Consider the following 15,233-nt stretch of genomic DNA (forward strand, 5'->3'; position numbering starts at 1 on the left):
ACAACGATGACTCAACCTTTCGACGCCGCCGCCGCGTCGGCCGCGTACAACAACGCGCTGCAGGTGATCGCCGCGGTGGAGCCCACCATCGCCGGCGCCATCAGGGCCGAGCTGGCCGACCAGCGGTCCTCGCTGAAGCTGATCGCGAGTGAGAACTACGCCTCCCCCGCCACCTTGCTCACGATGGGCAACTGGCTGTCGGACAAGTACGCCGAGGGCACCATCGGGCACCGCTTCTACGCCGGCTGCCAGAACGTCGACACCGTCGAGCAGACCGCGGCCGACCACGCCCGGGCCCTGTTCGGCGCCCCGCACGCCTACGTCCAGCCGCACTCCGGCATCGACGCGAACCTGGTCGCGTTCTGGGCGATCCTGGCCCAGCGGATCGAGTCCCCGGCGCTGGCCGAGGCGGGCGCGAAGCACGTCAACGACCTGACCGAGGACGACTGGACCAAGCTCCGCAAGGCGCTCGGCGACCAGAAGATGCTCGGCATGTCGCTGGACGCGGGCGGTCACCTGACGCACGGCTTCCGGCCGAACATCTCCGGCAAGATGTTCAACCAGCACTCCTACGGCACCGACCCGGAGACCGGGCTGCTGGACTACGACGAGGTGGCCCGCAAGGCCCGCGAGTTCAAGCCGCTGATCCTGATCGCCGGCTACTCGGCGTACCCGCGGAAGGTGAACTTCGCGAAGATGCGCGAGATCGCCGACGAGGTCGGCGCGACCCTGATGGTCGACATGGCGCACTTCGCCGGCCTGGTCGCGGGCAAGGTGTTCACCGGCGACTTCGACCCGGTCCCGCACGCGCACGTCACGACGACCACGACCCACAAGTCGCTGCGCGGTCCGCGCGGCGGCATGGTCCTGTGCCAGCCGGAGTACGCCGATTCGGTCGACCGCGGCTGCCCGATGGTCCTCGGCGGTCCGCTCAGCCAGACGATGGCCGCGAAGGCCGTGGCGCTGGCCGAGGCGCGGCAGCCCTCGTTCCAGCAGTACGCGCAGGCCGTCGCCGACAACGCGGTCACGCTCGCCGAGGGTCTGATGAAGCGCGGCGTGAAGCTGGTCACCGACGGCACCGAGAACCACCTGGTCCTCCTCGACGTCTCGTCGTACGGCATCACCGGCCGGCAGGCCGAGTCGGCGCTGCTCGACGCGGGTATCGTCACCAACCGCAACGCGGTCCCGCGCGACCCGAACGGCGCCTGGTACACCTCCGGCGTCCGGATCGGTACGCCGGCGCTGACCACCCGCGGCTTCGGCGCCGACGAGTTCGACCGGGTCGCCGAGCTGATCGTCGACGTGCTGTCCGCGACGACGCCGACGACCACGTCCGCGGGCGCGCCGTCCAAGGCGAAGTACGTCCTGGCCGACGGCGTCGCCGACAAGACCAAGGCCGCCTCGGCCGAGATGCTCGACAAGTTCCCGCTGTACCCGGGCCTCGAGCTCAGCTGACACACGAAGCAGCGCCCGCTCCCCCGAAGGAGCGGGCGCTGTGTCTTGTGGTCAGGAGTCCTGCACTCCCATCAGCACGTCCTGCGAGGGCTTTGCGGCGCGCTTCGGCATCAGGACGGCCGCGAGGACGGCGCCGGCGACGGCGATGGCGGCGGAGACCCACATCGTGGTGTTCAGGCTGGTGAGGAAGGCGTCCCGCACGGTGTTCGCGAGGTCGGCTGACCCGGTCTTCGCGGCCACCGCGAGTCCGCCGCCGAGGCTCTTCTCGACCGCGTCCGCGGCCTGCGCCGGGAGACCCGTCGTGTCCACGTTGTTCCGGTAGACCGAGTTCAGGACTGTGCCCAGTACGGCGACCCCGACCGTGCCGCCGACCTGGCGGAACGCCTGCAGCAGGCCCGATCCGGTGCCGGCCCGCTCCGGGTCGAGGACGCCGAGCGCCGCGTTCATTGCCTGCGGCATCGAGCACCCGAGGCCGAACCCGACCACGGCGAACCAGATCGCGGTGTAGCCGTACCCGGTGCCGAGGTCGGTGAAGGCGCCGAGCACGAAGCCGACGGCCATGACCGCGAAACCGGTCATCACCACGAGCCGCGTGCCGGCGCGGGCCTCGACCGGTTCGGCCAGCTTGGCGCCGACCGTCATACCGCCGATGAACGGCAGCAGCTTCAGCCCGGTGTGCAGCGCGTCGGACCCGTTGATGCCCTGGAAGTACTGCGGCATCGTGAACAGCAACCCGAAGATCGCGAACACCGACACCGTCAGCAGCACGGCGCCGCCGGTGAAGACCCGCTCGCTGAACAGCCGCAGCTCGATCAGCGGCCCGGTCGCCCGCCGCTGCCAGAGCAGGAATCCGGCGATCAGCACGACGGCCAGCCCGAGGAAGACGACGGTCACGCTGTCACCCCAGGACGTCTCGCCGGCCTTGGTCACGCCGTACACCAGAGCGGCCAGACCCGCACTGGACAAGACGATGCCGGGCCAGTCGATGGCCGGACTGTTCGCGCTGCGGCTCTCCGGGACGAGCAGCGTGACGGCGAGCGCGGCGAGGAACGCGATCGGCACGTTGATGACGAAGATCCACTGCCAGCCGGCGTGGTCGAGCAGCAGGCCGCCGACGATCGGGCCGAGCGGCATGCCGATGCTGTTGGCGACGACGAAGAACCCGATCGCCTTCTTCCGCTCCTCGGCGGTGCGGAACAGCACGGTGATCAGCGACAGCGCGACCGGGACGATCATGGCCGCGCCGATCCCGAGGAAGGCGCGGGCGGCGATCAGCCGGCCGGCCGAGTCCGACAGCGCGCAGGCCACGGACGCCAGCCCGAACAGCGACAGCGCGATCGCGATGATCCTGCGCCGCCCGTACCGGTCGCCGAGCAGGCCGGCCGGCAGCAGCAGCGCGGCCAGCACCAGGTTGTAGCTGTTCGCCATCCACTGCAGCTGGCTGGTGGACGCGTCCAGGTCCTGGGCGAGCGTCGGCAGGGCGACGTTGAGCACGGTGGTGTCCAGGCCGAGCACGAGGACGGCGAGACACAGTGCGATGAGGACACCGAAACGCCGGGCGCCGGTGAGGGCCGGCTGAGAGGTGCCGATGGTCGAGGTCATGAAATTCAAAATATCAGAAGTCTGTGATAGTTGCGATAGATCAAATTACTGTAAGCTTCAACCATGGTGGAGGAACCCAGTCGGGAGGCAGTCAGTCAGTTCGTCGAGCGGTTCGCGGGCGTGCTGGCGAACAGCGGCGTACCGACGATGTCGGCGCGGGTGATGGGCGCGATGCTGGTGAGCCCGACCGGGACGATGACGGCGGCCGAGCTCGCCGAGTCGCTGAAGATCAGCCAGCCGGCGGTGTCCGGCGCCGTACGGCAGTTGCTGCAGGTGTCGTTCATCTCCCGCGAGCGGCTGCCGGGATCCCGCAAGGACCACTACCGGATCCGCGAGGACGTCTTCGCGGCGATCCTCGAGCGGCGCAACCTGGCCCTCAGCGAGTGGGAGTCGACCAGCCGCTCCGGCGCGTCCCTGTTCGGCGAGGACTCCCCCGTCGGCCGCCGCCTGACCGAGGCGGCCGACTTCTTCGCCTTCATCCACGCCGACATGGACCAGATGATCAAGAACTGGCGCTCGGAGCACCCACGCTGAATCAGTGCGCCGCGCAGATCGGGGGCGGCGGGAGGCTTGCCTGCAGGTGCCTGGCCGCGGCGAGCGCGACGGCGTCGGCGCCGTGGGGCGCGACGACCTGCATCCCGACCGGGAGCCCGCTCGACAGACCGGCCGGGACGCTCACCGCGGGGTGGCCGGTCACGTTGAACACCCAGCACGGATCGCCGGTGACGATGCTCTCCTCGTGCTGGTCGTAGCCGTGGGCAACGGTCAGCGTCGTCGGTGTGATCAGTACGTCGACCTCGGCGAACAGGCGGCCGAGCGCAGCGTTGTTGTGGTCACGGATCTCACGAGCACGGTCGGCAGCGGCGGCCTCCACGCCGCGGCCGTTGTCGAGCGCTGACAGGACCGGCCATGCCTCGTCCGTGGGCGCGAGCTCCAGCGGTACGGCGACGACCTCGACGTCCGCCGCGGCCAGGCGTTCACGGAGCACGTGGTCGACGCCTTCGTCTGCGGGACAGGCGCCGAGTGTGGAGAAGTACGCGACCCGCCACCGCCGCGCGGGCTCAATTGGTACGGGCCAGTGCGGCAGGGCAGACGGATCGAGATGGTGCGGGCCGCTGGCGATGCTCGTCGCGAGGATGACGTCGTCGAGATCCGCGCCGACCACGCCGGCCGTCGTCAGCCCGCCCGACCCGCGACCGCCCGACCCGCGACCGCCCGACCCACGCCCACCCGACCCACGCCCACCCGGCCGTGGGACCCGGCCGTATGTGCCCTTGAACCCGACGATCCCGCAGAACGATGCCGGGATCCGCAAGGATCCGCCGCTGTCCCCACCGGTCGCGATCGGTACGACGCCTGCCGCGACCGCCGCCGCTCCCCCGGCGGTCGAGCCACCGGGTGATCGCGCCGGATCCCAAGGATTCCGCGTGTACTCCTGCCCGTTCCACCCGAACGTCAGCGAGACGGCGCCCGGCCGGGCCCGCGTCGACCACCCGATCGGGATCGCTCCCGTCGCGATCAGGCGCTCCAGGATCGGCGACTCGGGCGGTGTCCGCGCCTTGATCAGGAACGGTACGCCCGCCAGCAATCCGGTCGGCTCCAACCGCTCCGCGGCACGCCGCGCCCCGTCCGCGTCAAGCGCCTCGAGGAAGTGCAACACCGGATCGAGCCGCCGAGCCGCCTCGAGAGCCCGCTCCACAACCTCCACCGCGCTGACGTCCCCGGACCGCACCGACGCCGCGATCTCCCGAGCCCGCCGGGGTAGGTGGTTCATCCGGCAACGAGCGTGTAGGCGAAGGCGAGACGGCGGTCCAGCCAGGCGGCCTTGATCGTGATCGACTTGGTTGCTTCGGACAACATGACGACGTCGTCGCCGGCGCGCCACTCCAGCACGCGTTCCTTGGTCGGCTGGTCACCGCCCTCGGCGCCGAAGCCGGTGAGCGCGTCGAGTACACCGGTGAACAGCCGCCCGGCGGCCTTCTCCGCGAGTTGCTTCGCGTCGCCGCTCAGCCACTCGGTCCGCCCGATCACCTCGACCTGACCGGGCTGCTCGATCCGCCAGTTCGGGCGAAGCAGCGGCCGGGTCGACGGGATCCGGGTGACGGTTCCAAGAGGGGCCGCCCCGGCGTCCTGAACGGTCCAGGTGTTGTCGCCCGACGGGACCGCCATGCAGAGCAGCTGCGTCAGCCCGGCGTCGAGGAACAGCGAGTGATCCGGCCCGACGTACGCGCACGCCGCGAGCACCCGCTCGTCCTTGCCACCCTGCGGGACCCGGATCGCCTTCGGTCCCCACCCGATCTTCTTGCGCTTGCGGGTGGCCGGCAGCTCGACCGTGCCGACGGTGAACTCACGGACGCTCTCCCAGCCGGACACCCGCGCGAGTTTACGTCAGCGATCGACGCGGGCCGCCGCCCACAGCACCAGCGCGGCGAACAATGCGGCGACCAGCACGCAGGCGACCGGAATGCTCGAGAAGCTGATCAGGGCGCCGAAGCCGGTCATCGCGACGGGCATCAGCGCCTCGTCCGACAGGTTCACGATGCTGAAGCTGCGCCCGAGGTACGCCGGATCGACCGACTGCTGGAACGCCGCCGACAGCTGCGCCGACGCGATCCCGGCGGTGCAGCCGATCATCGCCATCGCGACGAAGACGCCGAGCTTCGGCATCAGCCCGATCATCGCGCAACCGGCCGCCTGGACGACGAGGGCGAGCAGGCCCGACCGCGCCAGGTCGGCCGGCTTCCACCGCATCGCCACCAGCGCGCCGGCCGCGGCCGCGACCCCGGAGCACGCCTCGAACCAGCCGAACCAGGCCGAGCCCCAGCCCGCCGAGTGCGTGCGCTGCACCAGACCGACCGCGAGGATCGGACCGACGCACAGGTTCAGCCCGGAGAACGCGATCACCAGCGTGCGCGCCCGGACGTCACGCTTCAGGTAGGCGAAGCCCTCGCGGAGGTCCGCGCGGATCGACCGCCCCGCGGACACCGGCTGCGGGAGCCGCGGCTTCACCAGGAACGCGAGGGTCAGCGCGATCACCACGAACGACGCCGCGTCGGCGATCATCACCGTGATCAGCCCGCCGTGTGCGACCAGCAACCCGCCGAGCGGGGCACCGGCGAAGACCGCGAGCCGCTGCGCCAGCTGCGAACCGGCCGACAGCTTCACCAGGTCGTCGGAGCGGACCATCCGCCGCGGCAGCGTGCCGGAGGCCGGCGTGTAGAGCGCGTCGACGGCGCCGAACACGACAGCCACTGTCAGCAGCAAGGCGAGCGAGAGTCCCCAGACCGCGAGCGCCGTAGCGGCGACGATGAGGACGACGATCCGCGCGAGGTTGGCCAGGATCATCGTCCGGCGGCCGTCGAAACGGTCCGCCAGCGCCCCGCCGTACAGCAGGACGAGGGCCTTGGGCAGCGCGCCGATGCCCATCACCAGCCCGGCACCCGCCGGAGTGGTGACCTGGGCGGCGCTCCAGGCGAGGCCGACGTACCAGGCCATGTCGCCGGCCTGCGAGACCGCGGCCGACGCGATCCATCCGTGCACCCGACGGTCTCTCCGGAGCGGCGGGAAGACCGTCGTGCTCACGGCCGGGCCGGTACGGCGTGGGCGAAGAAGAACACGCGGTGGGCGTCGTCGCCCTCGGCGGGGTGGTCGTAGTACTCGCGGACCAGGTCCTCGACGCGCTCGCTCAGCTCGGTGAGCTGCTCGGGCGTCAATGTGAGCCATCTCTCGGTCGCGTACGCCGCCCGCACCCACGGCTCGTCGAACTCGTGCCGCATGTCGAACCACTGCCGCACTTTGCCGACGTGATGGGCGAGGTTCGCGTCCTCGGCGGTGGCCGCCACGAGCTCACCCGCCGGGTCCCCTTGCGCGTCCGCGATCGACCAGGAGTACTCCGAGGTGTCGCCGAGCTTCCACCACCGTTCCCGGCGGTTCCGGGCCAGCTCGGGAGCTTCGGTGATCACGCCCGCGGACGCGAGAACCTTCAGGTGATGGCTGATGTTGCCGACAAGTTCTCCGGTGGCGCCGGCCAGCCGGGAGGCGGTCGCGGGACCGTCGACGTATAGCAGGTCCAGCAGCCGGCGGCGCAGCGGATGGTGGATGGCGGCGAGCACGGACGGCGTCACGGTCCGGCGGTTGGCGGGCGTCATGGAGAGCAGAATAGGTTCCACAAGAGCTCTTGCACAAGATCTCTTGTGGAATACGCCAGGTAGCAGAATCAATCTCCAGCAGACTGGTAGACATAGCCACATCGTGAGATCGGGTCTCACGATGTAGGAATGGGAGTTGATTTGTCAGGCTCTGACGCTGACGCTTGTGGACATGCTCGCTGCCCTCTCCACCCACCTCGTAGGTCGCATTCATGTCGACCTCGGGCGGATGCGCAGCGCCATCTGTTGTCCTTCGATGTTCTGACAGCCACCCTGCCGGGCCAATGACGGCCCCCTGATCACCCCCGATCACCGCTGGGTGCGCACCGCGCGGAACGTATCGAACCGACGACGCTTCGATCCTGCCGCCCTCGGTGAGCACCTGTCATGAGGACAAGGACACGCCCCGATGACTGCCGGCGTCACCTCTGCTGCCCGCAAACCGGCCCGCCCCCGCAAGGGCAAGGGCGAAGGCCAGTGGGCACTCGGATACCGCGAGCCGCTCAACAAGAACGAAGAGAACAAGAAGAACGACGACGGCCTGAACGTCCGGGCCCGGATCGAGAACGTCTACGCGCACCGCGGCTTCGACTCGATCGACCCCGCCGACCTGCGCGGCCGGTTCCGCTGGTGGGGTCTGTACACCCAGCGCAAGCCCGGGATCGACGGCGGCAAGACCGCGACGCTCGAGCCGGAGGAGCTGGACGACCGCTACTTCATGCTGCGGGTCCGGGTCGAGGGCGGCCAGCTGAGCACCGAGCAGCTCAAGGTGATCGCCGAGATCTCCACGACCTACGCGCGCGACACCGCGGACATCACCGACCGGCAGAACATCCAGCTGCACTGGATCCGGATCGAGGACGTACCGGCGATCTGGCAGCGGCTGGAAGCCGTCGGCCTGTACACCACCGAGGCCTGTGGTGACGTGCCGCGCGTCGTGATCGCCAGCCCGGTCGCCGGCATCGCCGCGGACGAGATCATCGACCCGACGCCGGCCATCGACGAGATCGTCGAGCGCTACATCGGCAGCAACGAGTTCTCCAACCTGCCGCGGAAGTTCAAGACCGCGCTGACCGGTCACCCGTCGCACGACGTGGTACCGGAGGTCAACGACATCGCGTTCGTCGGCGTCGTGCACCCCGAGCACGGTCCGGGCTTCGACCTGTGGGTCGGCGGCGGCCTGTCGACGAACCCGATGCTCGCGCAGCGGCTGGGGACCTGGATCCCGCTGGACGAGGTCCACGAAGCCTGGTGGGGGGTCACCAGCATCTTCCGCGACTACGGCTACCGCCGGCTGCGGACACGGGCCCGGCTGAAGTTCCTGGTCGCCGACTGGGGCGTCGAGAAGTTCCGTGAGGTGCTCGAGGAGAAGTACCTGAAGCGGAAGCTGATCGACGGCCCGGCGCCCGAGGTGCCCGCGGTCCAGGGCGACCACGTCGGTGTCCACCAGCAGAAGGACGGCAAGTACTACGTCGGCGTCGCGCCGGTCGTCGGCCGGGTCTCCGGTACGACGCTCGCGAAGGTCGCGGACGTGGTCGCGCGGCACGGGTCGAACCGGATCCGGACGACCGCGCAGCAGAAGCTGCTCGTGCTGGACGTCGAGGAGGCGCAGGTCGAGCCGCTGATCGCCGAGCTGGCCGGGCTCGGGTTCCAGGCGCGGCCCTCGGCCTGGCGGCGGAACACGATGGCCTGCACCGGGATCGAGTTCTGCAAGCTGGCGATCGTCGAGACCAAGGCGAAGGCCGCGCAGCTGATCGACGAGCTCGAGGAGCGGATCCCCGAGCTGGACGTGCCGATCACCGTGAACGTGAACGGCTGCCCGAACTCCTGCGCCCGGATCCAGGTCGCCGACATCGGCCTCAAGGGTCAGCTGGTGATGGATGCCGATGGCAAGCAGGTGCCGGGCTACCAGGTGCACCTCGGCGGCGGCCTCGGCCTGGACGCCGGCTTCGGCCGGAAGCTCCGCGGTCACAAGGTCACCGCCGACGGTCTCACCGACTACGTCGAGCGCGTCACCCAGAACTACCTGAAGGAGCGCAACGAGGGCGAGCGCTTCGCCCAGTGGGTCACCCGAGCGGACGAGGAGGCACTGACATGAGTGAGCGTGCGGCACCTCTCTACTGCCCCTACTGCGGGGACGAGGACCTTCGTCCTGCCGAGGACGGTCATGGCGCGTGGGAGTGCCGGCCGTGTGCACGGGTGTTCCAGCTGAAGATGATCGGGTTGCGGGTGACGGTGGAATGAGTACGGATCTGAAGACGATCGCCGAGGAGGCCAACGCTCGACTGGCCGACGCGTCGGCCGTGGAGGTGCTCGCCTGGGCGCGGGAGACCTTCGGCGACGAGCTGGTGGTGACCGCCTCGATGGCCGACGGCGCACTCCCCCATCTCGCGGCCGCCGCGGCGCCCGGCGTCGACGTGCTGTTCCTCGACACCGGCTACCACTTCGCCGAGACGATCGGGACCCGGGACGCGGTGGCGGCGACGCTGCCGATCCACCTGATCAACGCGACGCCGAAGCAGACGGTCGCCGAGCAGGACGCCGAGTTCGGCGAGAAGCTGCACGACCGCGACCCGAACAAGTGCTGCGCGATGCGCAAGGTCGAGCCGCTGAACCGGTACCTGTCGGGCTACAAGGCCTGGGTCACCGGGATCCGCCGCGAGGAGGCGCCGACCCGCGCAAACACCCCGGTCGTCGAGTACGACGAGAAGCGGGACATGGTGAAGCTCAACCCGATCGCGCCGTGGACGCAGGAGGACCTGGACAGCTACATCCAGGACAACGGCGTACTGGTCAACCTGCTGCAGTACGACGGTTACCCGTCGATCGGCTGCGAGCCGTGCACGCAGCGGGTCGCGCCCGGTGAGGACCCGCGCAGCGGCCGCTGGGCGGGCACCGGCAAGGTGGAATGCGGGTTGCACACATGACCGTCACAGTCACAGAGCTCGATGCTCTCGAAAGCGAATCGATCTTCGTGTTCCGCGAGGTGGCGGCGGAGTTCGAGCGGCCGGTGATCCTGTTCTCCGGTGGCAAGGACTCGATCGTGATGCTGCACCTGGCCCGGAAGGCGTTCGCGCCGGCGGGTGTGCCGTTCACGTTGCTGCACGTCGACACCGGGCACAACTTCCCCGAGGTGCTGGCCTACCGCGACGCGGTCGTCGAGGAACTCGGGCTGCGGCTCGAGGTCGCGCGCGTCGAGGACTACATCGCCGACGGCCGGTTGCGGGAGCGTACCGACGGCACCCGGAACCAGCTGCAGACGATTCCGTTGCTGGACGCGATCAACGCGCACCGGTTCGACGCCGTGTTCGGTGGCGGCCGGCGCGACGAGGAGCGGGCCCGGGCCAAGGAGCGGATCTTCAGCCTGCGCGACGAGTTCGGCCAGTGGGACCCGCGCAACCAGCGCCCGGAGCTGTGGTCGCTGTACAACGGCAAGCACCGCCCGGGTGAGCACGTCCGGGTGTTCCCGCTGTCGAACTGGACCGAGCTGGACGTCTGGCACTACATCGAGCGCGAGCAGATCCCGCTGCCGAGCATCTACTACGCGCACGAGCGGGACGTGTTCGAGCGCGACGGCATGCTGCTGGCCGTCGGCCCGTACTCGCGGCCGCGCGACGGCGAGACCGTTGCCCAGCGCACCGTCCGGTACCGCACGGTCGGCGACATGTCCTGCACCGGTGCCGTCGCCTCCACCGCGACGTCGGCCGCCGATGTCGTGATCGAGGTCGCGGCCAGCGAGATCACCGAACGCGGCGCCACCCGCGCCGACGACCGGGCCAGCGAGGCCGCGATGGAAGACCGGAAACGAGAGGGGTACTTCTGATGAGCACCCTGCTGCGGCTCGCCACCGCCGGCTCCGTGGACGACGGCAAGTCGACCCTGGTCGGCCGGCTGCTGCACGACTGCAAGGCGATCCTCGCCGACCAGATCGCGCACGTGAAGACGGTCTCCGAAGCTCGCGGCGGCGACTTCGACTTCGCGCTGCTCACCGACGGCCTGCGCGCCGAGCGGGAGCAGGGCATCACGATCGACGTCGCCTACCGCTACTTCGCGACCGACAAGCGCTCGTTCATCCTGGCCGACTGCCCCGGACACGTGCAGTACACCCGCAACACCGTGACCGGCGCCTCCACCGCCGACGTCGTCATCATCCTGGTCGACGCCCGTCACGGCGTTCTCGAGCAGACCCGCCGGCACCTCGCGGTGGCCGGCCTGCTCCGGGTCCCGCACGTCGTCCTCGCGGTCAACAAGATCGACCTGGTCGGCTACGACGAGGCCGTGTTCACCAAGATCGCCGAAGACGTCGGCGAGGTCGCCGACCAGCTCGGCATCGCCGACCTGCAGGCCATCCCGGTGTCCGCGCTCGTCGGCGACAACGTCGTCGCCCGCTCCCCCGAGACCGCCTGGTACGACGGGCCGACGCTGCTCGAGCTCCTGGAGAACGCGAACGGCCGCACCGACACCTCGGCGCAGCCGTTGCGGTTCCCGGTCCAGTACGTGATCCGGCCGCAGACCGACGACGAGTACCGCGACTACCGCGGCTACACCGGCACCGTTGCCTCCGGCACCGTTACGGTCGGCGACCCGGTCATCGTGCTGCCCGCGGGGCGCCGTACGTCGATCGCCGGCATCGACCGCCCGGTCGTCACCCCGACCACCACCGCCGTGGTCGAGCGGCCGTCCGCGGTCGCGGGCGAGGCCGTCACCGTCCGGCTCGCCGACGACATCGACGTCGCCCGCGGCTCGGTGATCGTCGCCGCCGAGGCCTCCCCCGGCACCCGCCGGGAACTGGCCGCCACCGTCAGCTGGCTGTCCGACCGGCCGCTGACGGTCGGGGCCCGGGTGCTGATCAAGCACACCACGACGACCGCGCAGGCGATCGTCACCAAGATCACCGGGGCGCTGGACCTCGACACGCTCGGCGTCATCGATGCCACCGAGCTGGGCCTCAACGACATCGGCAAGGTGCAGCTCAAGGTCGCCGCACCGCTGGCCGCCGATCCGTACTCCAGCAACGCCATCACCGGATCGTTCCTGCTGATCGACGCCCACGACGGGTGGACGCTCGCGGCCGGCATGATCGACGACGAAGAAGGGGAACTGCTGTGACTGCTCCAGCGCTCGTGATCCTCGCCCACGGCAGCCGCGACCCGCGTTCGGCCGCCACCGTCCACTCGCTCGTCACGTGCCTGCGCGGGATGCGGGACGACCTGCGGATCGAAGCCTCCTTCCTCGACCACTGCCCGCCCACGCCGTACCAGGTGATCGGCAAGCTCGCCGCCGAAGGCGTCGAAGAGGTCGTCGTGCTCCCGCTGCTGCTGTCGTCGGCCTACCACGCGAGGATCGACGTACCGGCCGTCGTCGACGAGGCCCGGACCCGGTTCCCGAACCTGCGGATCATCGCGTCCGACGTGCTCGGGTACGACGACACGCTGCTCGACGTCCTGGACCGCCGGATGCGCGCGGAGCTGAAGGACGGCCGCGTGCGTGAGCTGGACGCGCTGGTGCTCGCCTGCGCCGGTTCCAGCGACTCGCACGCGAACGCGAGCGTGACCCGTCTGGCGCGGCTCTGGGGCCAGCGTCACAAGCTGCCGGTGACCGCCGCGTTCGTCTGCGCCGCGTCGCCGTCGCCCGCCGAGGCCGTGCTCCAGTGGCGTCTGGAGGGTCGCCGCCATGTGGCGGTCGGCTCGCTCTTCCTCGCGCCCGGCGTCCTGCCCGACCAGGCCGAAACCACCTCCCGCCGGGCCGGCGCCGTCGCGGTCTCGGCGCCGCTGGGCGTCAGCGCCGAGGTGGCCCGCCTGGTCCTGCTCCGCTACGGCGTGGCCGGCCTGGACCTGCTCACCCTCGAGCCGGCTCCGCGCCCGGTCATCGCCCGCCCGGAGCTGGTCCGGACCGCCTAGAACCTGTGCGGATCGACGAAGGAGACGTCCGTGAAGGGCGTCTCCTTCGTCGTGATCTGGGCCAGGAGCTCACCGAGGCCGGCGCAGTGCTTGAAGCCGTGCCCGCTGTCGCCGCCCGCGATCACCACGCGCTCGTCGTACCGCCCGGCCAGGAACTGACCGTCGGGCGAGTCGGTGACCATGCACGGCATCAGCTTCACCGGCTCGGGGTCGAGCGCCGGGAAGTGGTCCGCGATCGCCGCGGACAGCTCGGCGATGTCCTTGCGCGGGTGGATGTAGCGGTCCAGTTCGTCGGGGTCGACGTCCCGGTCCCGCTCCGCGCCGTCGAGGCCGACCTTGACGAGGAAGTCGTCGCCGGAGCCGTGCCCCCACAGTCCCCGGCCGTCCGCGAACTCCCAGATGAACGACGGGAAGTTCTCCAGCCGGAACGCGTCCGACGCGGGATCCTTCGGCTGGAACCAGAACAACGGCGTACGACGGGGTGACAGCGTCAGGCCCGGGACGAGCTTGCTCAACCACGCGCCGGTGCTGATCACGACCTGCTCCGCGGTGATCGTGGTCGTCGGCGTCCGCACGGTCACACCGTCCGGCCGGACGTCGACCGCCGTCACCATCGTGTGCGGATAGACCGTGGCGCCCAACCGCTGCGCCTCCGCGACATGGGCCCGCACGGCCGGCTCGGCGTAGCAGATCCCGGCGCCGGGATCCCAGACCGCCACGTCATCGGCCGCCAGGTTGTACTGCGGGAACCGCTCGCGCAGCTCGTCGTGTGTCAGGTCGGTCGTCGGAGCGCTTGCCGTGGCCGCCGCGAGGCGCGCACCCTGCACCGGCCGGCTGTCAGGAGCACCGACGTTCAGGGAACCGGTCTGCCGGACGTACGTCGCGTCGTTGCGCGCGCCCAGCTCGGTCCACAAGTTCAACGACTTCCGCGCGATCTCGGTCAGACCCGGATGCTCCATACACGCCACCCGGAACAGCCGCGTCGTCCCGTGCGACGACCCGAACGCGTGCCCGATCCCTTGCCGCTCGATCCCGACCACATCGACGCCGCGCGCGGCCAGCCGCCACAACGCCGCCGATCCGAACGCTCCCAGCCCGACCACCACGACATCAGTCATGCGGTCAGCCTATGGCGGGTTCAGAGGCCGACCATCGCCATCCCGGCAGGGTTGTAGCGGTCGCCCCCGACTCCGACGCGCGCGGCGAGCGCGTCGAGGCCGGCGATCTCGTCGGCCGACAGCGCGACCTGGGTGGCGCCGGTGTTCTCGTCGATCCGTTCGCGGCGCCGGGTGCCGGGGATCGGAACGATCCACGGCTGCTGGGCGAGCAGCCACGCGATCGCCACCTGCCCCGGGCTGCAGCCCTTCGGCTCCGCGATGGAGCGGACGTAGCTCACCAGTTCCTCGTTGGCGCCGAGGTTGCCCGCCTCGAACCGCGGAACCCTGGTGCGGATGTCGCCGGCGGTGAACTCGGTCGACGTGCCGACCGTGCCGGTGAGGAAGCCCTTGCCCAGCGGGCTGAACGGCACGAAGCCGATGCCGAGCTCGGCGCAGGCCGGCAGCACCTCCGGCTCGGGATCCCGGGTCCACAGCGAGTACTCGCTCTGCACCGCGGTGACCGGATGAACGGCGTGTGCCCGGCGGATCGTGCCGGCGCCGGCCTCGGACAGCCCGAAGTGGCGCACCTTCCCGGCCCGCACCAGCTCGCCGACCGCCCCGGCGACGTCCTCGATCGGCACGTCGGGGTCCACCCGGTGCTGGTAGAAGAGATCGATGACGTCGATCCCGAGTCGCCGCAGCGATGCGTCCGCGACCCGCCGGATCTGCTCCGGGCGTGAGTTCGTCCCGAGCATCTTGCCGTCCTGGATGTCCCACCCGAACTTCGTCGCGATCACCACCTGGTCGCGCACCGGCGCCAGCGCCTCGCCGACCAGTTCCTCGTTGACGTACGGCCCGTACACCTCGGCGGTGTCGAAGAAGGTGACGCCGGCCTGCTCGACGGCGTACCTGATCACGCCGATCATGTCGTCGCGGTCACCGGGGTTGGGGCCGTAGCTCTGCGACATGCCCATGCAGCCGAGACCGACCGCGGACACCTGCAGACCCTGACCGAGCGTACGCACATGCAT

15 protein-coding genes are annotated in these 15,233 nt (G+C 70.2%); 8 read left to right on the forward strand and 7 right to left on the reverse strand.

The genetic code is table 11. The annotated features are described in order from the left end of the window. Positions 1–6: 6 nt before the first annotated feature. Positions 7–1,455 (forward strand): glycine hydroxymethyltransferase, encoded by a 1,449-nt coding sequence (locus ABZW60_RS20945; protein WP_355479168.1) that lies wholly within the window; start codon positions 7–9, stop codon positions 1,453–1,455. Positions 1,456–1,506: 51 nt separating this feature from the next. Here ABZW60_RS20945 and ABZW60_RS20950 read toward each other — a convergent pair whose 3' ends face one another. Next, on the reverse strand, positions 1,507–3,057 hold the full coding sequence (locus tag ABZW60_RS20950; RefSeq protein ID WP_355479170.1) for a DHA2 family efflux MFS transporter permease subunit: 1,551 nt from the start codon (positions 3,055–3,057) through the stop codon (positions 1,507–1,509). Between the two features lie 63 nt (positions 3,058–3,120). Between ABZW60_RS20950 and ABZW60_RS20955 the strand changes: the two genes are divergently transcribed. Continuing rightward, the gene (locus ABZW60_RS20955; RefSeq protein WP_355479172.1) at positions 3,121–3,591 is read left to right on the forward strand and encodes a MarR family transcriptional regulator; all 471 of its coding nucleotides are present in this window, start codon (positions 3,121–3,123) and stop codon (positions 3,589–3,591) included. Between the two features lies 1 nt (position 3,592). Here ABZW60_RS20955 and ABZW60_RS20960 read toward each other — a convergent pair whose 3' ends face one another. The 4 genes from ABZW60_RS20960 to ABZW60_RS20975 are packed head-to-tail and all read right to left on the reverse strand — an operon-like array spanning position 3,593 to position 7,205. Beyond that, entirely contained in the window at positions 3,593–4,831 is a 1,239-nt protein-coding gene (locus tag ABZW60_RS20960; RefSeq protein ID WP_355479174.1) for an amidase, read from the reverse strand. After that, the gene (locus ABZW60_RS20965) at positions 4,828–5,430 is read right to left on the reverse strand and encodes a hypothetical protein (protein WP_355479176.1); all 603 of its coding nucleotides are present in this window, start codon (positions 5,428–5,430) and stop codon (positions 4,828–4,830) included. Before ABZW60_RS20965 ends, ABZW60_RS20960 begins: the two co-directional genes overlap by 4 nt. Positions 5,431–5,445: 15 nt before the next feature. Further along, positions 5,446–6,639: an MFS transporter gene (locus ABZW60_RS20970; RefSeq protein ID WP_355479178.1), complete on the reverse strand. Its 1,194-nt coding sequence runs from the start codon at positions 6,637–6,639 to the stop codon at positions 5,446–5,448. Further along, positions 6,636–7,205, reverse strand: coding sequence for a winged helix-turn-helix domain-containing protein (locus ABZW60_RS20975; RefSeq protein ID WP_355479180.1), 570 nt, complete (start codon positions 7,203–7,205; stop codon positions 6,636–6,638). Before ABZW60_RS20975 ends, ABZW60_RS20970 begins: the two co-directional genes overlap by 4 nt. Positions 7,206–7,614: 409 nt before the next feature. On the opposite strand from ABZW60_RS20975, the gene ABZW60_RS20980 reads away from it, so the two are divergent. From ABZW60_RS20980 to ABZW60_RS21005, 6 genes are read left to right on the forward strand one after another with little or no spacing between them, the layout of a single operon-like run. Further along, a complete protein-coding gene (locus ABZW60_RS20980) occupies positions 7,615–9,303 on the forward strand; it encodes a nitrite/sulfite reductase (RefSeq protein ID WP_355479182.1) in 1,689 nt (562 codons plus the stop codon). Next, entirely contained in the window at positions 9,300–9,449 is a 150-nt protein-coding gene (locus tag ABZW60_RS20985) for a hypothetical protein (RefSeq protein WP_355479184.1), read from the forward strand. The genes ABZW60_RS20980 and ABZW60_RS20985 overlap by 4 nt, the downstream gene beginning before the upstream one ends. Then, positions 9,446–10,132, forward strand: coding sequence for a phosphoadenylyl-sulfate reductase (locus ABZW60_RS20990; RefSeq protein ID WP_355479186.1), 687 nt, complete (start codon positions 9,446–9,448; stop codon positions 10,130–10,132). Before ABZW60_RS20985 ends, ABZW60_RS20990 begins: the two co-directional genes overlap by 4 nt. Next, a complete protein-coding gene (cysD, locus tag ABZW60_RS20995; protein WP_355479188.1) occupies positions 10,129–11,028 on the forward strand; it encodes a sulfate adenylyltransferase subunit CysD in 900 nt (299 codons plus the stop codon). The genes ABZW60_RS20990 and cysD overlap by 4 nt, the downstream gene beginning before the upstream one ends. After that, positions 11,028–12,314: a GTP-binding protein gene (locus ABZW60_RS21000; protein ID WP_355479190.1), complete on the forward strand. Its 1,287-nt coding sequence runs from the start codon at positions 11,028–11,030 to the stop codon at positions 12,312–12,314. The genes cysD and ABZW60_RS21000 overlap by 1 nt, the downstream gene beginning before the upstream one ends. Then, a complete protein-coding gene (locus tag ABZW60_RS21005) occupies positions 12,311–13,105 on the forward strand; it encodes a sirohydrochlorin chelatase (RefSeq protein ID WP_355479192.1) in 795 nt (264 codons plus the stop codon). Before ABZW60_RS21000 ends, ABZW60_RS21005 begins: the two co-directional genes overlap by 4 nt. Here ABZW60_RS21005 and solA read toward each other — a convergent pair. Both solA and ABZW60_RS21015 read right to left on the reverse strand, forming a co-directional pair. Next, the gene (solA, locus tag ABZW60_RS21010; RefSeq protein WP_355479194.1) at positions 13,102–14,223 is read right to left on the reverse strand and encodes an N-methyl-L-tryptophan oxidase; all 1,122 of its coding nucleotides are present in this window, start codon (positions 14,221–14,223) and stop codon (positions 13,102–13,104) included. The two genes, ABZW60_RS21005 and solA, sit on opposite strands and share 4 nt — an antisense overlap. 20 nt (positions 14,224–14,243) lie before the next feature. Continuing rightward, positions 14,244–15,233, reverse strand: coding sequence for an aldo/keto reductase (locus tag ABZW60_RS21015; RefSeq protein WP_355479196.1), 990 nt, complete (start codon positions 15,231–15,233; stop codon positions 14,244–14,246).

It is taken from the genome of Kribbella sp. NPDC003557 (genome assembly GCF_040610805.1).
Taxonomy (GTDB): Bacteria; Actinomycetota; Actinomycetes; order Propionibacteriales; family Kribbellaceae; genus Kribbella.